This window comes from [Empedobacter] haloabium, from assembly GCA_008011715.2.
Classification (GTDB): Bacteria; Pseudomonadota; Gammaproteobacteria; order Burkholderiales; family Burkholderiaceae_D; genus Rugamonas; species Rugamonas haloabia.
In genome coordinates this window covers 3,118,535-3,138,729 of record CP136508.1, presented here as the reverse complement: position 1 = coordinate 3,138,729, position 20,195 = coordinate 3,118,535, and the positions used below count along the sequence as shown (strand labels likewise).

15 protein-coding genes and 2 tRNA genes are annotated in these 20,195 nt (G+C 64.9%); 11 read left to right on the top strand and 6 right to left on the bottom strand.

What is annotated here, in order from left to right; all coding sequences use genetic code 11:
- Window positions 1-5: 5 nt before the first annotated feature.
- The 4 genes from E7V67_013735 to hpnC all read right to left on the bottom strand — a co-directional run bounded on the left by E7V67_013735 (window position 6) and on the right by hpnC (window position 3,308).
- Window positions 6-140 carry a hypothetical protein gene (locus E7V67_013735; GenBank protein WUR16115.1) on the bottom strand — a complete coding sequence of 45 codons (135 nt, stop codon included), beginning with the start codon at window positions 138-140 and terminating at the stop codon, window positions 6-8.
- Window positions 141-272: 132 nt separating this feature from the next.
- On the bottom strand, window positions 273-1,586 hold the full coding sequence (gene hpnE, locus E7V67_013730; protein ID WUR16114.1) for a hydroxysqualene dehydroxylase HpnE: 1,314 nt from the start codon (window positions 1,584-1,586) through the stop codon (window positions 273-275).
- A 13-nt stretch (window positions 1,587-1,599) separates the two neighbouring features.
- A complete protein-coding gene (gene hpnD / locus E7V67_013725) occupies window positions 1,600-2,433 on the bottom strand; it encodes a presqualene diphosphate synthase HpnD (protein WUR16113.1) in 834 nt (277 codons plus the stop codon).
- Window positions 2,434-2,489: 56 nt separating this feature from the next.
- Window positions 2,490-3,308, bottom strand: a complete 819-nt coding sequence (gene hpnC / locus E7V67_013720; GenBank protein ID WUR16112.1) for a squalene synthase HpnC — start codon at window positions 3,306-3,308, stop codon at window positions 2,490-2,492.
- Between the two features lie 190 nt (window positions 3,309-3,498).
- On the opposite strand from hpnC, the gene E7V67_013715 reads away from it, so the two are divergent.
- The 10 genes from E7V67_013715 to E7V67_013670 all read left to right on the top strand — a co-directional run bounded on the left by E7V67_013715 (window position 3,499) and on the right by E7V67_013670 (window position 17,605).
- The gene (locus E7V67_013715; GenBank protein WUR16111.1) at window positions 3,499-4,590 is read left to right on the top strand and encodes an efflux RND transporter periplasmic adaptor subunit; all 1,092 of its coding nucleotides are present in this window, start codon (window positions 3,499-3,501) and stop codon (window positions 4,588-4,590) included.
- On the top strand, window positions 4,587-7,673 hold the full coding sequence (locus E7V67_013710; protein ID WUR16110.1) for an efflux RND transporter permease subunit: 3,087 nt from the start codon (window positions 4,587-4,589) through the stop codon (window positions 7,671-7,673). Before E7V67_013715 ends, E7V67_013710 begins: the two co-directional genes overlap by 4 nt.
- Window positions 7,674-7,926: 253 nt before the next feature.
- Window positions 7,927-8,013, top strand: a tRNA-Leu gene (locus E7V67_013705).
- A gap of 32 nt (window positions 8,014-8,045) precedes the next feature.
- Window positions 8,046-9,386: a trigger factor gene (gene tig, locus E7V67_013700; GenBank protein WUR16109.1), complete on the top strand. Its 1,341-nt coding sequence runs from the start codon at window positions 8,046-8,048 to the stop codon at window positions 9,384-9,386.
- A gap of 102 nt (window positions 9,387-9,488) precedes the next feature.
- Window positions 9,489-10,115, top strand: coding sequence for an ATP-dependent Clp endopeptidase proteolytic subunit ClpP (clpP, locus tag E7V67_013695; protein ID WUR16108.1), 627 nt, complete (start codon window positions 9,489-9,491; stop codon window positions 10,113-10,115).
- A gap of 205 nt (window positions 10,116-10,320) precedes the next feature.
- A complete protein-coding gene (clpX, locus tag E7V67_013690) occupies window positions 10,321-11,589 on the top strand; it encodes an ATP-dependent Clp protease ATP-binding subunit ClpX (protein WUR16107.1) in 1,269 nt (422 codons plus the stop codon).
- 293 nt (window positions 11,590-11,882) lie between these two features.
- Window positions 11,883-14,294, top strand: coding sequence for an endopeptidase La (lon, locus tag E7V67_013685; GenBank protein ID WUR16106.1), 2,412 nt, complete (start codon window positions 11,883-11,885; stop codon window positions 14,292-14,294).
- A 362-nt stretch (window positions 14,295-14,656) separates the two neighbouring features.
- Window positions 14,657-14,929: an HU family DNA-binding protein gene (locus tag E7V67_013680; protein WUR16105.1), complete on the top strand. Its 273-nt coding sequence runs from the start codon at window positions 14,657-14,659 to the stop codon at window positions 14,927-14,929.
- Window positions 14,930-15,020: 91 nt separating this feature from the next.
- Window positions 15,021-15,097 (top strand) — tRNA-Asp (locus E7V67_013675).
- Between the two features lie 573 nt (window positions 15,098-15,670).
- On the top strand, window positions 15,671-17,605 hold the full coding sequence (locus E7V67_013670; protein ID WUR16104.1) for a SurA N-terminal domain-containing protein: 1,935 nt from the start codon (window positions 15,671-15,673) through the stop codon (window positions 17,603-17,605).
- 115 nt (window positions 17,606-17,720) lie between these two features.
- Here the strand turns inward: E7V67_013670 and mnmH are convergent, their stop codons facing one another.
- Both mnmH and E7V67_013660 read right to left on the bottom strand, forming a co-directional pair.
- Window positions 17,721-18,785 carry a tRNA 2-selenouridine(34) synthase MnmH gene (mnmH, locus tag E7V67_013665; protein WUR16103.1) on the bottom strand — a complete coding sequence of 355 codons (1,065 nt, stop codon included), beginning with the start codon at window positions 18,783-18,785 and terminating at the stop codon, window positions 17,721-17,723.
- Window positions 18,782-19,390: an arylesterase gene (locus tag E7V67_013660; GenBank protein WUR16102.1), complete on the bottom strand. Its 609-nt coding sequence runs from the start codon at window positions 19,388-19,390 to the stop codon at window positions 18,782-18,784. Before E7V67_013660 ends, mnmH begins: the two co-directional genes overlap by 4 nt.
- Window positions 19,391-19,430: 40 nt before the next feature.
- On the opposite strand from E7V67_013660, the gene E7V67_013655 reads away from it, so the two are divergent.
- Window positions 19,431-20,195 carry an ABC transporter ATP-binding protein gene (locus tag E7V67_013655; GenBank protein ID WUR16101.1) on the top strand — a complete coding sequence of 255 codons (765 nt, stop codon included), beginning with the start codon at window positions 19,431-19,433 and terminating at the stop codon, window positions 20,193-20,195.

Below are 20,195 nucleotides of genomic sequence, written 5' to 3'. Positions count from 1 at the left end.
CGGCATCACGCGTGCTGCAGCAGCGTCGGCGTGACCGTGTGCGTGGTGACGATGACGGCCAGGCTGGCCGCCGCGAGCGCCACCACCAGCGCCGCCGCCAGCGCCGTCATTGCCAGGGTTGCCCATCCGTTGCGCATCATGTTTCGCCTCTTTCCTTGTCCCGGTTGTCCATGGTGGCACTGTACGGGGACGTGGCCCGGCATGCCAGTTGCTTGCGACAGACTGCAGGAAACAGGCCCCAGGCGGCGGCCTGAGGGGACGGAGCGCCATCCTCACCGCCGTGCACGCAGCAGGGTTGCCGCCGCCAGGCCGCTGCGCACGGCCATTTCCAGGGTGGCAGGGTACTCGCCGGCCGTGTAGTCGCCGGCCAGGACGAGGCCGGGCCAGGGCGTCTCGTTGGCCGGCCGTTGCAGTCCCGGCGTGCTGGCGTGGGTGGCGCGTTTTTCCGTGACGACGGTGCTCCAGCCGGGCGCCGCCAGTTGCGGACGGCCGAACTCGGCCGCCAACTGGGCCGCGATGGCGTCGGCCAGCGCCTGCCGCGGCAGCGCGGCGGCGGCGCCGGCCGCGCTGACGATCACGGCCAGCATGCCGGCCTGGCCGTCGTCCAGCTGGCCGCGGTCGAACACGAACTGGCCCCAGCGGCCTGCCGTCGCGTCGTCCGCCAGCGCGAAGAATGGCTGTGGCAGGCGCAGCGTGGCATCGTATTGCAGGTAGCAGGTGGCGATCGGTTCCGGCGCCAGGGCCGCGAGTCGGGCCGTCAGCGTGGCGCTGTCCGGCAGTGGCGCCAGCAGCCCGGCCGCGCTGACCGGCGCCACGGCCAGCACGACCCCATCGAAGGTCTCAGTGCCGACCTGCCAGCCCCCGCCGGCCGGCGCGACGGTGTCGACGCGCGCGCCGGTGCGCACGGTGGCGCCGTGGCCGGCCAGCCAGCGCGCCGCCGCGTCCGGAAACAGCGCGGACAGGTCGGCGCGCGGCAGCAGCATGTCGGACGCGGCGCGGCCGGCCCCCAGGCTGTCGCGCAGCACGGCCAGGAACACGTTGGCGGAGGCCTGCTCGGGTGCGGTGTTCAGCGCGGCCAGGCACAGGGGCCGCCACATCAGGCGGTACAGGCGTTCGGTCTGGTCGTAGCGGGCCAGCAGCTCGGCCACGCTGCAGTCGGTGTCGAGGCGCCAGCCCAGCCAGCGCGCCGTGGTGGAAAACCTGGCCATCGCCAGCTTGTCGGCCCGATCCAGCCCCTGCGCGCGCAGCAGCGCCACGGCCAGGTGCAGCGGCGCGGGCAGGCGCGGGGCGACGAAGTCCATGCCGCCGCGGCCGGGCGGGTAGCGCATTTGCAGCGGCAAGGTGAGGAAGGCCTGGCGCCGGTCGACGCCGACGGTGGCCAGCAGGCGCAACGTCCGGTCGTATGCCCCCAGCAGGATGTGCTGGCCGTTGTCCAGCGTGCGGCCGGCCTGCTCGATGCGGCGCGCCCGGCCGCCCAGGGTGCGGGCGGCTTCGAACAGCGTGACCCGGGCGCCGCCGCGCGCCAGCTCGACGGCGGCGGCGCAGCCGGCCCAGCCGCCGCCGACCACGGCAATATTAGCCGTCATGGCGCGGTGCGCATCAGCTGCGCACCCAGGTCTTCCAGGCCAGCCACAGCTTGCGCAGCGGCGTCAGCGAGATGCGCTGGGTCAGCACGTGGTAGCCGTCGCGCTCGATCTCGTCCAGCAGGGTGCGGTAGATCGCGGCCATGATCAGGCCGGGGCGCTGGGCGCGCCGGTCTTCTTTCGGCAGCAGCGCGAAGGCCTCGTCGTAGGCCTGCTGGGCGCGCGCGGCCTGGAACGCCATCAGCTTGGTGAAATTCTCGCTGTGGCGGGCGTTCAGCAGGTCGGCCGCCGTCACGCCGAACTGCTGCAGCTCGTTGATCGGCAGGTAGATGCGGCCCTTGCGCGCGTCCTCGCCTACGTCGCGGATGATGTTGGTCAGCTGGAAGGCATGGCCCAGCTTTTCCGCATACTGCAGCGTTTCCGGCCGGGTCGCGCCGAAAATGCTGGCCGACAGGATGCCCACCACGCTGGCCACGTGCCAGCAGTACTTCTTCAGGCCCGCGTAATCCAGGTAGCGGCTCTGGTTCAGGTCCATCTCCATGCCGTCGATGATGGCGTGCAGGTGCTCCTGCTTGAGCGTGTAGGCCTGCAGGAAAGGCTGCAGGGCCTTGGTGACGGGGTGGGTCGGTTTGCCTTCGTACATGGCCCCCACCTCGGTGCGCCACCAGGCCAGCTTGATGCGGGCCAGCGACTCGTCGCTGGTCTCGTCGACGGTGTCGTCCACTTCGCGGCAGAAGGCATACAGCGCCGTGATCGCGCGGCGGCGTTCGGGCGGCAGGAACAGGAAGCTGTAATAGAAACTGGAGCCGCTTTGGGCGGCCTTCTGCTGGCAGTATTCGTCGGGAGACATATTATTATGGTCTGAGTGAAACGATAAAAGCCGCTATTCTATAGGCAACCGCCCGCTCAGCCCTGTCTCATCCGCAGCGCGCGCCAAAAAAGGCGGCACCAGTCGGCCCGTCCCAGCTTGGGGCGCCGCCGGAACACGTCGTAGTCGACCTCCTCGATCGCCTCCAGGATGCGCAGGCCGCCTTGCACCACCAGGCGCAGTTCGAAGCCGACGCGGCCCGGCAGCCGCAGGGCCAGCGGCGCGCCGGACAGCATCAGCGCGCGCGCCCGCTGCACCTCGAAGCGCATCAGCGCGCGCCATTTGCCCCTGGCCTCGGCCGCGGCCATCTGCGCCGGCGGCACGGCGAAGCGCGCCAGGTCCTCCATCGGGATATAGATCCGTTCCTTGGCTTCGTCGAGCGCCACGTCCTGCAGGAAGTTGATCAGCTGGAGCGCGGAACAGATCGCGTTCGAGTCGCGCACGTTGTCGTCGCTGGCGGCGCCGTACAGATGCAGCATCAGCACGCCGACCGGGTTGGCCGAGCGGGCGCAGTAGTCCAGCAGCTCGTCGTAGGTCTGGTAGCGCGTGACGGCGATGTCCTGCCGGAAGGCCGACAGCAGGTCGTGGAAGGGTTTCAAAGGCAGATCGTGCGCGCGGATGATCCGTGCCAGCCGCTGGAACAGCGGCGGCAGGGCGCCGCGGCCCAGTTCGATATAGACCAGCGCCGTTTCGTACTCGCGCAACGCCGCCAGGCGCTCGGCCGGGGTGGCGTCGCCTTCGTCGGCGATGTCGTCGGCGCTGCGGGCGAAGGCGTAGATCGCCTCGACGGCGGGAATCAGCCGTTTCGGCAGCAGCAGGGACGCGACGGGGAAGTTTTCGTAGTGCTCGACGGGCATAGGGCTCCGGTAGTGCGGGCGCTCGAAATAAATGACGCCAAAGTCATTTTAAAAAGATGCCACCGCGACTATAATTTTTAACTTAACGGAAAGTCATTAATTTTGAGGCTGCAATCATAGTGGCATTTTGTTACCGCCGCAATCAGATGCGGGAGCGCGGCTCCCGCACCAAGAAGTGAAGGAGAGAGATGTGCACGTCCTGAAGTCCCCCCTGATGCTGCTGGCAGTCGCGGCGCTGCTGGCGGCCTGCTCGAAGCCGGCCGAGAAGACGGAAGACATTCGTCCCGTACGCGCGCTGGTGTTGGCCGGTTCCTCCGTCGACGTGGCGGCCGAATTCTCGGGCGAGGTGCGCGCCCGCTACGAATCGCGCCTGGGCTTCCGCGTGCCCGGCAAGATCGTCGCCCGCAAGGTGGAAGTCGGCAGCACGGTGAAGAAGGGCCAGGTACTGATGCAGCTGGACCCGCAGGACCTGCAGCTGTCGCAGGCCCAGGCCCTGGCATCGCTGCGCGCGGCGGAAACCAGCCGCGACCTGGCCGACGCGGAGCTCAAACGCTACCGCGAGCTGCGCCGGCAGAACTTCGTCAGCCAGGCCGTGCTGGACCAGCGCGAGTCGGCCTACAAGTCCGCCCAGGCCAACGTCGAGGCGGCGCGCGCGGCCTACCGCACCCAGTCGAACCAGGCCGGCTACGCCAGCCTGAGCTCCGATATCGACGGCGTCGTCACGGCCATCGACGCCGAGGCGGGCCAGGTGGTGGCGGCCGGCACGCCGGTCGTGCGGGTGGCACGCACCGACGAAAAAGAGGTGGTATTCGGCGTCCCGGAAGACAAGGTGGACGAGCTGCGCAAGCTGGCCACCGTCAAGGTGCGCCTGTGGGCCGATCCCGAGCACCCGTTTACCGGCAAGATCCGCGAGGTGGCGCCGGTGGCCGATCCGGCCACGCGCACCTATGCGTTCAAGGTCAGCCTGCCGTCCGCGGTGACGAACGCGAAGCTGGGCATGACGGCCGTCGCGCAATTCGAATCGCATTCGGCCGAGCCGCGCATCAAGGTGCCGCTGTCGGCGCTGTACCATGAGAAGAACGCCACATCGGTGTGGATCGTCGAGCAGGGTGCCGTCAAGCTGGTGCCCGTGACGGTGGCCGGCGCGGATGGCAACGACCTGATCGTCGCCAGCGGCCTGAAAGCCGGGCAGACGGTCGTCACCGCCGGCGTGCACCTGCTCAAGCCTGGCCAGAAGGTCACGATCCTGGGCGACGACGTGCCGAAAGCGGCGGCCAAATGAAGGACTTCAACCTGTCGCGCTGGGCGCTGGAGCACATCCCGCTGACGCGCTACCTGATCGCCGTGATGCTGATCGGCGGCATGCTCAGTTATAAGAACCTGGGCCAGGACGAGGACCCGCCGTTCACCTTCCGCGCCATGGTGGTGCAGGCCTTCTGGCCGGGCGCCACGGCGCTGCAGATGGCCGACCAGGTCACGGACAAGCTGGAAAAGAAGCTGCAGGAGACGCCATACATCGACGAGATCGTCAGCTACTCCAAGCCCGGTCAGACGCTGATTATCCTGAACCTGCGCGAATCGACGCCGCCGAAGGAAACGGCGGCGTCGTGGTACCAGGTGCGCAAGAAGATCGGCGACATCCGCGGCACCCTGCCGGCCGGCGTGCAGGGTCCCGTCTTCAACGACGAATTCGGCGACACCTACGGCTCGATCTTCGCGCTGTCCGGCGACGGCTTCACGTACGCGCAGATGAAGGACTACGCCGACTTCGTGCGCCAGCAGCTGCTGGCCGTGCCGAAGGTGTCGAAGGTCGAGCTGTTCGGCGTGCAGGAAGAGAAGCTCACCATCGAGTTCTCGCACCAGAAGTTCGCCCAGCTGGGCATCTCGTTCGACCAGATCGTCGGCCAGATCGCCGCGCAGAACAGCGTCGAGTCGACCGGCACGCTGGTCACGCCGACCGACAACCTGCAGGTGCGCGTCACCGGCGCGCTGGTCACCGTCAAGGACCTGGAAAACCTGGAACTGCGCGCCAACGGCACCACGTTCCGGCTGGGCGACTTCGCCAAGGTCAAGCGCGGCTACGAGGACCCGCCCTCGGACAAGATGCGCTTCAACGGCAAGGAAGTGATCGGGCTGGGCGTGTCGATGGAAAAGGGCGGCAATATCATCGAATTGGGCCGTGCGATGGAGGCGACGGTCGCGCAGCTGAAGGGCAAGCTGCCCGTCGGCATCGAGCTGGAACGGGTGTCGAACCAGCCGCAGGCCGTGACGGCCTCCGTCGGCGAATTCGTGCGCACCCTGATCGAAGCGGTATTGATCGTGCTGGCCGTCAGCTTCGTCGCGCTCGGTCTGCACACCAAGCCGAAGCTGCGCCTGGACGTGCGCCCCGGTCTGGTGGTGGCGCTGACGATCCCGCTGGTGCTGGCCGTGACGTTCCTGTTCATGCGCATGCTGGACATCGACCTGCACAAGATCTCGCTGGGGGCGCTGATCATTGCCCTGGGCCTCTTGGTGGACGACGCCATCATCGCCGTCGAGATGATGGTGCGCAAGATGGAGGAGGGCCTGTCGCGCTTCGAGGCGGCGACGTACGCGTACACGTCCACCGCGCTGCCGATGCTGACCGGCACCCTGATCACGGTGGCCGGCTTCCTGCCGATCGGCCTGGCCAAGTCGGCGGCGGGCGAGTACACGTTCTCGCTGTTCTCGGTCAACGCGATCGCGCTGATCACCTCGTGGGTGGTGGCCGTGATGTTCACGCCGTATATCGGCTACATCCTGCTGAAGGTGAAGCCGCATGCGGAAGGCGAGCATGGCCACGACGTGTTCGACACGCCGGGCTTCCGACGCTTCCGCGCCGTCGTCACTTGGTGCGTGGAGTGGCGCAAGGTGACCATCGCCGCGACGCTCGCGCTGTTCGCGCTCGGCATCTACGGCTTCAACTTCATCGAGAAGCAGTTCTTCCCCGACTCGTCGCGGCCGGAGCTGATGGTCGAGATGTGGTCGCCCGAAGGCACGGCGTTCGCCGCCAACGAGGCCCAGGTGAAAAAGTTCGAGGCGTTCATCCGCGCCCAGCCGGGCGTGGAGAGCGTGACCAGCTACGTCGGCACGGGCAGCCCGCGCTTCTACCTGCCGCTGGATCAGATCTTCCCGCAGTCGAACGTGTCGCAGATCGTCGTGCTGCCAAAGGACCTGGCGGCGCGCGCGGCGCTGTACCGGAAGATCACACAGGTGTTCAAGACCGATTTCCCGGAAGTGCGCGGGCGCGTCAAGCTGCTGCCGAACGGGCCGCCGGTGCCTTACCCGGTGCAGTTCCGCGTGACCGGCACCGAGGTCGAAAAGGTGCGGGCGATTGCCGACCAGGTCAAGGACATCGTGCGCGCCAATCCGAACGCGGTGGGCGTCAACGACAACTGGAACGAGTCCGTCAAGGTGTTGCGCCTGGACCTGGACCAGGACAAGATGCGCGCGCTGGGCGTCACGTCGCAGACCGTGATGCGGGTGGCGAACACGATTCTGTCCGGTACCACGGTGGGCCAGTTCCGCGAGGGTATCCGCCTGATCGACATCCAGGTGCGCCAGCCGGTCGAGGAGCGCGCCACGATGGAGGCGTTGAACAGCACCAACGTGCCTACGGCCTCCGGCAAGTCCGTGCCGATCTCGCAGCTGGCGCGGGTGCGCTTCGTGTGGGAGCCGGGCGTGGTGTGGCGCCTGGGCCGGGAATGGGCGATCACGGTGCAGGCCGACGTGGCCGAGGGCATCCAGGGCCCGACCGTGTCGGGCCAGATCAATCCGCGGCTGGACCAGCTGCGCGCGCAACTGCCGGCCGGCTACCGCATCGTCGAGAAGGGTGCGGCCTCCGACAGCGGCGAAGCCGAGCAGTCGATCGCCGTCAACCTGCCGCTGGCGCTGTTCCTGATCTTCACCTTGCTGATGCTGCAGCTCCATAGCTTTTCTAGATCTCTGCTGGTGTTCCTGACGGGCCCCCTGGGCGTGGCCGGCGCGGCGTTCGCGCTGCTGCTGCTGGGCCGGCCGCTCGGCTTCGTGGCCAACCTGGGCATCATCGCGCTGTTCGGCATGATCATCCGTAACTCGGTCATCCTGGTCGACCAGATCGAGCAGGACATCCAGGCCGGCGCCGCGCCGTGGGATGCGATCGTCGAAGCGGCCGTGCGCCGCTGCCGGCCGATCCTGCTGACGGCCGCGGCCGCGGCGCTGGCGATGATTCCGCTGTCGCGCTCCGTGTTCTGGGGGCCGATGGCGGTGGCGATCATGGGCGGGCTGGTGCTGGCGACCGCGCTCACCTTGCTGTTCCTGCCGGCGCTGTACGCGGCCTGGTTCCGCGTCAAGAAACCGGTCCGCTAGAGCAAAGCTGGGGTCGGACCCGCCGGGTCCGACCCCAGCTGTCGGTGTGGGTTGCTGCTTTTATTGCTCAGTTGGCGAAACGCCAAAATTCCACCCCCATTCTTGGGAAAACCCAGTAAAATACCGTGTTGAAGTTGAAAGCACCTGTTCAATTGCGGCAATTGCAGGGTAGGGCGACCCGTTTTCACTGATGGTCGCCCTTTGCTTTTGCATACGGAGATGACTGACCGGGAAATGACGGGCGGTCAGATGCGCGAGGATGGCGAAATTGGTAGACGCACCAGGTTTAGGTCCTGACGCCAGCAATGGTGTGGGGGTTCGAGTCCCCCTCCTCGCACCAACAAGAATTCACATTTTTTGGACGATTTTTACATGGCAACTGCTGTCGAAACCTTGGGCAAACTCGAACGCCGTATCACGATTTCCTTCCCGCTGTCGGACGTCCGTTCCGAAGTGGAAAAGCGCCTCAAAGTGCAGGCCAAATCCGCTCGCGCCCCAGGCTTCCGTCCTGGCAAGGTGCCGATGAAGATGGTCGCGGCGCAGTACGGCTACCAGATCGAAACCGAAGTGCTGAACGACAAGGTCGGCCGCGCCTTCAACGACGCCGCCAACGAGAACAACCTGCGTGTCGCCGGTTTCCCGAAGATCGAGCCGAAACAGGACGCACCGGAAGGCCAGCTGACCTTCGACGCCACGTTCGAAGTGTACCCTGAAGTCGAGATCGGCGATCTGTCGCAAGTGGACATCGAAACCGTCAAGTCGAACGTCACCGACGTCGAGATCGACAAGACCATCGACATCCTGCGCAAGCAGCGCGTGCACTTCCACACCAAGGGTGAGGCAGGCGAGCACGGCGACGGCGGCGAAGCCGTGGCCGCCAATGGCGACCGCGTGACCGTGGACTTCGTCGGCAAGATCGACGACGTCGAGTTCCCAGGCGGCAAAGCCGACGACTACACGTTCGTGCTGGGGGAAGGCCGCATGCTGCCGGAATTCGAAGCGGCGACCGTCGGCCTGAAAGTGGGCGAGTCGAAGACCTTCCCGCTGGCCTTCCCGGAGGATTACCACGGCAAGGACGTGGCCGGCAAGACCGCCGAGTTCACGATCACCCTGAAGAAGCTGGAATGGGCGCACCTGCCGGAAGTGGACGCCGAGTTCGCCAAATCGCTGGGCGTGGCCGACGGCGACCTGGCCAAGATGCGCGAGGACATCAAGGTCAACCTGGAACGTGAAGTGGCTGGCCGCGTCAAGGCGCGCAACAAGGAAGCCGTGATGGACGCGCTGGTCAAGACCGCCACGCTGGAAGTGCCGCAGGCGCTGATCGCCCAGGACACCGAGCGCCTGGCCGAGATGACCCGCCAGGACATGGCGCAGCGCGGCATGAACGTAAAAGATGTACCATTCCCACCAGAGCTGTTCAAGGACAAGGCCGAGCGCCGCGTGCGCCTGGGCCTGATCCTGTCGAAGCTGGTCGGCGACAACAACCTGCAGGCAACGCCTGAGCAGGTCAAGGCGCAGATCGAGGACTTCGCACAGAGCTACGAAGACCCGCGCGAAGTGCTGAAGTACTACTACAGCGACCGTCGCCGCCTGGCCGAGGTGGAAGCCCTTGTATTGGAAGAAAACGTCGTCACTTACGTTCTGGGCCTGTCGAAGACGTCGACCAAGGAAATCCCGTTCGACGAACTGATGGGAAGCGCACAGCAGGGCTAATCTGCTGCCTTAGATCCCGGCGCCGGCCGCAGCATGGGTATCACCGTCGTGTGGTAACAAGCTGCTGCCGGCGCTGCTTCACTTGGAAAAGGAAAGATCGGAATGATCGGAATGAACCGTAATCCGGCACTCGATACGGAAATGCTCGGCCTGGTGCCGATGGTGATCGAACAGAGCGGTCGCGGCGAGCGCTCGTACGACATCTACTCGCGTCTCTTGAAAGAGCGCGTGATCTTCATGGTCGGTCCCGTCAACGACCAGATGGCCAACCTGATCGTTGCCCAGCTGCTGTTCCTGGAAAGCGAGAATCCGGACAAGGACATCTCGTTGTACATCAACTCGCCGGGCGGTTCCGTCTCGGCGGGCCTGGCGATCTTCGACACGATGCAGTTCATCAAGCCGGACGTGTCGACCCTGTGCACGGGCATGGCCGCCTCGATGGGCGCCTTCCTGCTGGCCGCTGGCGCCAAGGGCAAGCGCTTCTCGCTGCCGAACTCGCGCATCATGATTCACCAGCCGTCCGGCGGCTCGCAAGGCCAGGCCTCCGACATCGAAATCCAGGCCAAGGAAATCCTGTACCTGCGCCACCGCCTGAACAGTATCCTGGCCGAGCGTACCGGCCAGTCGATCGATCAGATCGCCAAGGACACCGACCGCGACCGTTTCATGTCCGGCGACGAGGCTGCGGAATATGGCCTGATCGACAAGGTGTTGACGACCCGCGCTTGATGCGTCCCAAGCAAAAACGCTAAAAAACCGCCCGGACGCTACACCGTTCCGGGCGTTTTATTTTTATTTCGGGTAGCATGGTGGTTGTGTGCAGGACTCATTGCCTGCTTACATGGCGCAAGTTTCGCAAGGGGCACGAGCCCCTGCGCGACGGCCGGCTTCCGAAAATGCAACACCTATTCTTGGCAACTAAAGAAAACGTCCCATGTCCGACAAAAAATCTTCCAGCGGTGAAAAACTTCTGTACTGCTCGTTCTGCGGCAAGAGCCAGCACGAGGTCAAGAAGCTGATCGCCGGGCCCTCCGTCTTCATCTGCGACGAGTGCATTGATTTGTGCAATGACATCATTCGCGACGAGACGTCCAGCATCGAATCCGTCACGGGCGCCAAGTCGGACCTGCCGACGCCGCACGAGATCGCCGAGCTGCTGAACCAGTACGTGATCGGCCAGCAGACGGCCAAGCGTATCCTGTCGGTGGCTGTCTACAACCATTACAAGCGCCTGAAGCACCTGGGCAAGAAGGATGACGTCGAGCTGGCTAAGAGCAATATCCTGCTGGTCGGCCCCACCGGCTCCGGCAAGACGCTGCTGGCCCAGACCCTGGCGCGCATGCTGAACGTGCCGTTCGTGATCGCCGACGCGACCACCCTGACGGAAGCCGGCTACGTGGGCGAAGACGTCGAGAACATCATCCAGAAGCTGCTGCAGAGCTGCAACTACGATGTCGAGAAGGCCCAGCGCGGCATCGTCTACATCGATGAGATCGATAAAATTTCGCGCAAATCCGACAATCCGTCGATCACCCGCGACGTGTCCGGCGAAGGCGTGCAGCAGGCCCTCTTGAAGCTGATCGAAGGCACGATGGCTTCCGTGCCGCCCCAAGGCGGCCGCAAGCATCCGAACCAGGACTTCGTGCAGATCGACACGACCAACATCATGTTCATCTGCGGCGGCGCCTTCGATGGCCTGGCCAAGATCATCTCGAACCGTTCCGAGAAGAGCGGCATCGGCTTCTCGGCCACCGTGAAGAGCAAGGAGCAGCGTTCCAACGCCGACATCCTGCTGGAAGCGGAACCGGAAGACCTGATCAAGTTCGGCCTGATCCCCGAGCTGGTGGGCCGCCTGCCGGTCGTCGCCACGCTGTCCGAACTCACGGAAGAGGCGTTGATCCAGATCCTGGTCGAGCCGAAGAACGCACTGATCAAGCAGTACAGCAAGCTCTTGGAGATGGAAGGCGCCGAGCTGGAGATTCGTCCGGCCGCGTTGCACGCCATCGCCCGCAAGGCGCTGGCGCGCAAGACCGGCGCGCGCGGCCTGCGTTCCATCCTCGAACATGCGCTGCTCGACATCATGTACGACCTGCCGAACCAGCAGAATGTGACGAAGGTCGTCATCGACGAGAACACGATCACGCAGGGCGCGAAACCTTTGCTGATTTACCAGGAGACGCCAAAAGCCTCCGGTGAAAATTAAATAAGGGTTGCACACTTCCGCAAAAAGCGTTTTGCATCCGTACGGCAAGGCAGTACAATCGAAACCAATAAGAGAAGCAGGCTTCACTCGAAAAGCCACTCGCGGCGCCTGTCGCGCGTGGCTTTTTTCATTCGGGGACGGCTCTTTTAGAGGGTGGTGGAGAAACTTCATTGCCCTGTAGCGGCCTAATATTTGGGCAATATTATGTGTTGTCGATAAATATTATGACCGCAGGTCTTGTGATTCGGCTGCTAGTGCCTACATCATAAACATGCTTTTACATAAGGTACGCCATGACAACTTCCAAATTAACTGAGCAGACCCAACTGCCGTTGTTGCCTTTACGGGATGTCGTCGTCTTCCCGCATATGGTGATACCCCTGTTCGTGGGGCGTCCAAAATCGATCAAGGCGCTGGAAGCCGCAATGGAGCAGGGCAAGAGCATCATGCTGGCCGCCCAGAAAGCCGCCGCCAAGGACGAACCTTCCCCCGCCGATATCTATGAGATCGGTTGCGTCGCCAACATTCTGCAAATGCTGAAGCTGCCTGACGGCACCGTGAAGGTGCTGGTCGAGGGCGCCCAGCGCGCGCGCATCCGCAAGATCACCGACGCGCCGACGCACTTCATGGCCGACCTGACGCCGCTGGAATCGGAAATCGGCGACGATTCCGAGATCGAAGCGATGCGCCGCGCCATCGTGCAGCAGTTCGACCAGTACGTAAAACTGAACAAGAAAATCCCGCCCGAGATCCTCGCTTCGCTGTCGGGCATCGACGATGCCGGCCGCCTGGCCGACACGGTGGCGGCGCACCTGCCGCTCAAGCTCGAGCAGAAGCAGGTCATCCTGGAAATCTTCAACGTCGCCAAGCGCCTGGAGCACCTGCTCGGCCAGCTGGAAGGCGAACTGGACATCCTGCAGGTCGAGAAACGCATCCGTGGCCGCGTCAAGCGCCAGATGGAAAAGTCGCAGCGCGAGTACTACCTGAACGAACAGGTCAAGGCGATCCAGAAGGAACTGGGCGAGGGCGAAGAGGGCGCCGATTTCGACGAGCTCGAGAAGAAGGTGCTGGCCGCCAAGATGCCGAAGGAAGCGCTGGACAAGGCCAATGCCGAGCTGAAGAAGCTGAAGCTGATGTCGCCGATGTCGGCCGAAGCCACCGTCGTGCGCAACTACATCGACACCCTGGTGTCGCTGCCGTGGAAGAAGAAGTCCAAGGTCAACAACGACCTGGCCAACGCCGAGAAGGTGCTGGAAGGCGATCACTATGGCCTGGAGAAGGTCAAGGAACGCATCCTGGAATATCTCGCGGTGCAGCAGCGCGTCGACAAGCTGAAGGCGCCGATCCTGTGCTTCGTCGGTCCTCCAGGCGTCGGCAAGACCTCGCTGGGCCAGTCCATCGCCCGCGCCACGAACCGCAAGTTCGTGCGCATGGCCCTGGGCGGCGTGCGCGACGAGGCCGAGATCCGCGGCCACCGTCGTACCTACATCGGCTCGATGCCGGGCAAGGTGCTGCAGTCGCTGGCGAAGGTCGGCGTGCGCAACCCACTGTTCCTGCTGGACGAGATCGACAAGATGGGCGCGGACTTCCGCGGCGACCCATCGTCGGCCCTGCTCGAGGTGCTGGACCCGGAACAGAACCACACGTTCTCGGACCACTACATCGAGGTGGACTTCGACCTGTCGGACGTGATGTTCGTGGCGACGTCGAACTCGTACAACATCCCGCCGGCGCTGTTGGACCGGATGGAAGTCATCCGCTTGTCCGGCTACACGGAAGACGAGAAGACCAGTATCGCGCTGCGCTACCTGCTGCCCAAGCAGATCAAGAACAACGGCCTGAAGGAAGGCGAGATCGCCGTCAGCGAGGCCGCGATTCGCGACGTGATCCGTTACTACACCCGTGAAGCCGGCGTGCGTTCGCTGGAACGCGAAGTGTCGAAAATCTGCCGCAAGGTGGTCAAGCTGCTGCTCCTGAAGAAGACCGAGAAGAAGGTCGCCATCACGCCGAAAAACCTGGACAAGTTCCTGGGCGTGCGCCGCTACGACTTCGGCGTGGCCGAGAAGGAAAACCAGGTCGGCCAGGTGGTCGGCCTGGCCTGGACGGAAGTGGGCGGCGACCTGTTGACGATCGAATCGGTCATCATGCCGGGCAAGGGCAACGTGATCCGCACGGGTACCCTGGGCGACGTGATGAAGGAGTCGATCGAGGCTGCTCGCACGGTGGTGCGCAGCCGCGCACAGCGCCTGGGCATCAAGGCCGAGTCGTTCGAGAAGCAGGACATCCACATCCACGTGCCGGAAGGCGCGACGCCGAAGGACGGTCCGTCCGCCGGTATCGCGATGACCACCGCGATGGTATCGGTGTTCACCGGCATCCCGGTGCGCGCGGACGTGGCGATGACGGGCGAGATCACGCTGCGCGGCGAGGTGCTGCCGATCGGCGGCCTGAAGGAGAAGCTGCTGGCGGCGCATCGCGGCGGCATCAAGACGGTGCTGATCCCCGAGCAGAACGTGAAGGACCTGGCCGAGATTCCGGACAACGTCAAGAACAAGCTCGAGATCGTGCCGGTGCGCTGGATCGACAAGGTGCTGGAAATCGCCCTGGAGCGCCAGCCGGAAGCCCTGGCGGACGTGCCGGCGGTGGACGCGGTGACGGCGCCGAACGCCAAGCCGGACGGCCAGACGGACGTGGTCAAGCACTAAGCGAGCACCAAGCTGCGCCATGCGCTGATGCGACGGGCACCCTCGGGTGCCCGTTTTTACGTGCGCAAGCGGTTTCCAGAGGGAGATCCGCGCATTTTTTACAACTTCACGCCTTGACACAGGGCAAGCGCGGCCTGTTTAATACGGCCTGAGATTTTTCTCTGCCCTACAGGGAGCCTCGAAAAATCCACTGCGCTTCATCGCCGGCCCCTGTTCTGTCTCATGTTTCACGCGTGCGGCCGGGCCTGTCGGTTCTGTCCGCGAAGATTTTTCGATGCCCCCTTTCATCTGCCGGGCAGCGCTCCCATGAGGGGCGTGAAAACGGTATAAACGATTTAAACCTTTGTGACGGGGAACAAGCTGTGAACAAGACTGAACTGATCGACCATATCGCCACTTCCGCTGACATCTCGAAAGCGGCCGCGGCACGCGCGCTGGACGCGATGATCGATGGCGTAACCACTACTCTGGCCAAGAACGACAGCGTGACCCTGGTCGGCTTCGGCACCTTCATGGTGAGCGAGCGCGCCGCCCGCACGGGCCGCAACCCGCGCACGAAGGAAGAGATCACGATCGACGCCGCCAAAGTGCCGAAATTTAAGGCTGGTAAAGCACTGAAAGATGCTGTAAACTAATTGAATTCAGTGAGCGGTTGTCACTGACGACCGCTTGCTGCGCAGTTGAAGCACAGTGGTAGTTGTATTGTTGTGACGTAGTTGCAGTCCTGGAGCGGTAGTTCAGTTGGTTAGAATACCGGCCTGTCACGCCGGGGGTCGCGGGTTCGAGCCCCGTCCGCTCCGCCAGAATTTAGTCGCAAGAGGACTCCCCCTGCGGGGAGTCCGGCTTGGGGCTCGAAGGGTTTCGCCTGGAGGCGAAACCGCGGGCGTTGCCTGGTAGGGCAACGCCGTTCGGCAGGCGCGAAGCAGTGCTTCGCGAAACCCCTGCCTCTCCCGGCGGAACATCGGCGAGCCCCGTCGGATCCGCCAAGGAAACACGGCATGCAAGCCCCACAGCAAAACGAAGCTGCGGGGCTTTTTGCTTTTTAGACGATCCGTCAGCAAAACCCTTGGTGACAGGGAGCGCACCCGCAGCGCCCCCAAGCTTGGGGTCTGTCCCCGCAGGGACTGACCCCGGTTTTAATCGCCATCGTCAGCACCGCGGATAAAAACCGGGGACAGTCCCGAAGGGACAGTCCCCAAGCCCGCCACCGCCGTGCCCCCTTATCAATTATTCAAACCGCTACCTTGCTATAGCGGAACGCCCCCCCTATAATCGCGTGAGCAGCAGAGGGCGAACTCGGGTTCGCCTTTTTTACAGGCGCGTCGCGGCGGCAAGCAGCGGCGCGCCTGGTGATCCACTCATCCAATTGGCCGACCATGTTTGAATTCATTCGTACGCATCAAAAACTGATGCAGATTTTGCTGGCGATCGTCATCGTGCCGTCGTTCGTCTTCGTGGGCGTCAGCGGCTACGAGAGCTTCGGCAACGACGCCACGACGGTCGCCAAGGTCAACGGCCAGCCCGTGACCCAGCAGGAATACGACCAGGCGCTGCGCCGTCAGCTGGACCAGTACCGCCAGCGCCTGGGCGCCCAGTTCGACCAGAAACTGTTCGATACCCCCGAGTTCCGCCAGAGCGTGCTGGACAACCTGATCGCCCAGCGCGCCATCGTCGCCGAGGCGTCGCGTGCGCACCTGGGCGCCGGCGACGCGGCCGTGCAGCGCGCCCTGGCCGAGAGCCTGCAGGACATCCCCGGCATGTTCAAGGCCGACGGCAAGCTCGACGAAGAGAAGGCCGCCAACCTGATCGCCAGCCAGACCGGCCTGACCCCGCAAGGCTACTTCCAGTCCCTCAAGCGCGACCTGACGGTCCAGCAACTGGCCGCCGGCGTGCAAGGCAGCGCGTTCGCACCGCGCGCCGTGGCGCAGATGGTGTCGAACCTGACGGAGCAGGAACGCGACGTGCAGGAACTGGTGCTGCCGCTGTCCGGCTTCGCCGCCGAGGTCAAGGTCAGCGACGCCATGGTCAAGGCGTTCTACGACAAGAACGACAAGCTGTTCCAGGTGCCGGAACAGGCCCGCATCGAATACGTGGTGTTCGACGCCAACGCCATCGCCAGCCAGGTCAGCGTGACCGACGACGAAGTGGCGGCCGTCTACAATGCCGCGCCGGCCCGTTTCACGGCACCGGAAGAGCGCCGCGCCAGCCATATCCTGGTAGCTGTCGACAAGGCCGCCAAGGCCGACGCCAAGGCTGCCGCGAAAGCCAAGGCCGAAGCCATCCTGGCCGAGGTACGCAAGGCCCCGGCGGACTTCGCCAGGATCGCCAAGGCGAAATCGGAAGACCCGGGCTCGGCGGAGCAGGGCGGCGACCTCGGCGTGATCGAGAAAGGCTCGCTGGTGCCGACCGTGGAAGCGTCCATCTTCAAGCTGAAGCAGGGCGAAGTCAGCGACGTCGTCGAGTCCGAATTCGGCTACCACGTCATCACCGTGACGTCGCTGAAGCCGGCCGCCGTCAAGCCGCTGGACGCCGTCAAGGGCGACATCGCGCTGGAGCTGAAAAAGCAGAAGGCCGCCAAGAAGTACTCCGAGGCCGCCGAGACGTTCACCAACACGGTGTACGAGCAGTCGGACAGCCTGAAGCCCGTCGCGGACAAGCTGGGCCTGAAGATCGAAACGGCGACGGGTGTGACGCGCACGCCGAATCCGGTCGCTGGCCAGGCGCCCTACAACAACGCCAAGTTCCTGACGGCCCTGTTCTCGGACGATTCGCTGAAGAACAAGCGCAACACGGAAGCGGTGGAAGTGGCACCAAGCACCCTGGTGGCTGGCCGCATCCTCGAGTTCAAGGCCGCGGCGAAGCGTCCGCTGGCCGAAGTGGAAGCGCAGATCCGCCAGCAGGTGACGGCACAGGAAGCGCTGGCCGCCGCCAAGAAGGCAGGCGAAGCGAAACTGGCCGCGGTCAAGGCTTCCGGTGACGCCGCCGGCTTCGGTCCGGTCCAGACGATTTCGCGCGCCAAGATCGACGGCATCAGCCCATTGGCGGCGCGTTCCGTACTGAAGGCGGACGTGAGCAAGCTGCCGGCCTACGTCGGTGTCGAGCTGCCGGGCATGGGCTATGGCATCTACCGCATCGGCAAGGTGCACCAGCCGGCGCAACCGGACGCCGCCCGCCGCAGCGCGGACGCCGAGCAGATCGACAATATCGTGGCCCAGCAGGACATGATGAACTACGTCGAGGTCCTGAAGGAAAGGGCCAAGGTCAAGGTGCTGCAGCCGGTCGGTGCCAAGCCGGCCGACGGCGCGCAGTAAGCGTCAGGCTGCCAATGAAAACGCCCGGCTGGTCCGGGCGTTTTTTTTAGACCCGGGGGGTCAGGCACCTATCTGCGGGTCGAAGACCCACAGATAGGTGCCTGACCCCGGTGTCTCATGCGTCCACCGCTCGGTGCAGTGCCTGCGCCGCAGCAAGGAACGAAGCGGGCGAGATATCGGCCAGCGCCACGACCCGCGCCTGCTCGTACTGCGTGAAGTTGCGATGGATCGAACGCGTATAGGCCGGATCGTAATGTTCGACCAGCAGCTCGTCGACCAGTTCCGCCATGCGCCCGCCGCTCGCCATCTCCTGCCAGGCGGCGATCTTTGCCTTCCCGTGCAGGTCGGTCAGGTAGGCCAGCTGCGCGTTCAGGGCCGGCGCGTTGCAGGCGAAGTGCTGGTAGTCCTCGATCAGGAGCTTGACCCGTTCCTCGCGGGCCACCTGCAGAGCGATACACGGCGAGGCGCGCATGCGCTCCATCAGCGCCGCCGGCACGCGCAGCGCGCCCACCTTCTTGCTTTCCGATTCGACGAACACGGGCCGGCTGGGGTCGAAGCGGCGCAGCCGGTCCCAGATCGAGGTCTCGAACGCCTTTTGCGTGGGCTGCGGCTGGCAGGGCAGGTTGCCCAGCACGGAGCCGCGGTGCGCCGCCAGCTGTTCCAGGTCCAGTACTTGCGCGCCGACCGATTCCAGCGTGTCGAGCAGGCGCGTCTTGCCGCTGCCCGTGGTGCCGCAGATGACGCGCAAGTCCAGTTGCGGGGCTTGTTCGAGGTCGGCGTTGACGCGGTTGCGGAAGGCCTTGTAGCCGCCGTCCAGCTGCACGACGGGCCAGCCGACCTTGGCCAGGATGTGCGCCATCGAGCCGCTGCGGTTGCCGCCGCGCCAGCAGTACACCAGGGGCTTCCATTCGCGCGGCTTGTCCTGCCACAGGGTTTCCAGGTGGTGGGCGATGTTCTTCGCCACCAGGGCGGCGCCCAGCTTCTTGGCCTCGAAGGCGCCGGTCTGCTTGTACAGGGTGCCGACGATCACGCGCTGTTCGTCGTCCAGCACCGGGCAATTGATCGCGTCCGGCAGGTGGTCCAGCGCGTATTCGGCGGGGCTGCGGGCATCGATGATCGTGTCGAATTCGTCCAGGCGGGCGAGCACATCGTCGATGCGCAGGATTTCGGGATACTTCATTTGGCTTTCAACAGTGGGGCCAGCGAGGGCCAGATATTATCGAGGATGACCGGATGCGCCGTGGCCAGCGGGTGCAGCCGGTCGGGCTGGAACAGGTCGGCCTTGTCGGCCACGCTCTCGAGCATGAAGGGCGCCAGCGCCACCTTCTCGTCGCGGCTGATCTTGCCGAACATGGCGGCGAACTTGTCGGCGTAGTCGCGCCCGTAGTTGGGCGGGATCTGCATGCCGACCAGCAGCACGGCGGCGCCGGCCTGTTTTGCCGCCGCCACCATCGCGCGCAGGTTGGCATCCGCCGCCGCCACGGGCAGGCCGCGCAGGCCGTCGTTGGCACCGAGTTCGATGACGACGACGTCGGGCTTGTGCCTGGCCAGCAGCGCCGGCATGCGGCTACGGCCGCCGCTCGTGGTCTCGCCGCTGACGCTGGCGTTGACGATGCTGGCGCCGATCTTGCGCGCCGCCAGCCTGCGCTCGAGCAGGGCGACCCAGCCGCTGCCGCGCGCGATGCCGTATTCGGCCGACAGGCTGTCGCCCACCACGAGCAGGGTTTTTGGGGCAGAATAGGCGCTTGCGCTGGCGGCCAACAGCAACAGCGCACACCAGGACATCCATATCTTACGTAGTATTCTTTGCGACCAGCTTCCGACCATGCCCGATATCCCCAACGCGTCCAGCAGTTTCATCTCAAAATCGCCCACCACAGCGCCCGCCACGGCGCCCGCCCACGCCGACACGCGGGTAGCGGCACCGCTTGGGGCGATCTCCGTGCGCGGCCTCACCAAGCGGGTGGCCGATGCCAGCGGCGAGCTGACCATCCTGCACAGCGTCGATTTTACCGTGCAAAAGGGCGAGACGGTGGCCATCGTTGGCGCGTCCGGTTCCGGCAAGTCCACCCTGCTTGGGCTGTTGGCCGGGCTGGACACGCCCAGCGGCGGGTCCGTGCTGATCGACGGCACCGACATCTTCGCGCTGGACGAGGACGGCCGCGCCGCCTTGCGCAAGGCGCGGCTGGGCTTCGTGTTCCAGTCGTTCCAGCTGCTGGCGCACCTGACCGCGCTGGAAAACGTCATGCTGCCGCTGGAACTGGCGGGCGACGCCAATGCGCGCGCCAAGGCCGAGGCCATGCTGGGCCGCGTCGGCCTGTCCAGCCGGCTGCGCCATTATCCGAAGTTCCTGTCCGGCGGCGAGCAGCAGCGCGTCGCGCTGGCGCGCGCCTTCGTCACCGAGCCGCCGCTGCTGCTGGCGGACGAGCCGACCGGCAGCCTCGATGCGGCCACCGGCGAAGCGGTGATCCAGCTGATGTTCGAACTCAATCGCGAGCGTGGTTCGACGCTGGTGCTGGTCACGCACGATACCGGCATCGCGGCGCGCTGCGGCCGCACCATCACGATCGCGGCGGGCCGCGTCGTCTAG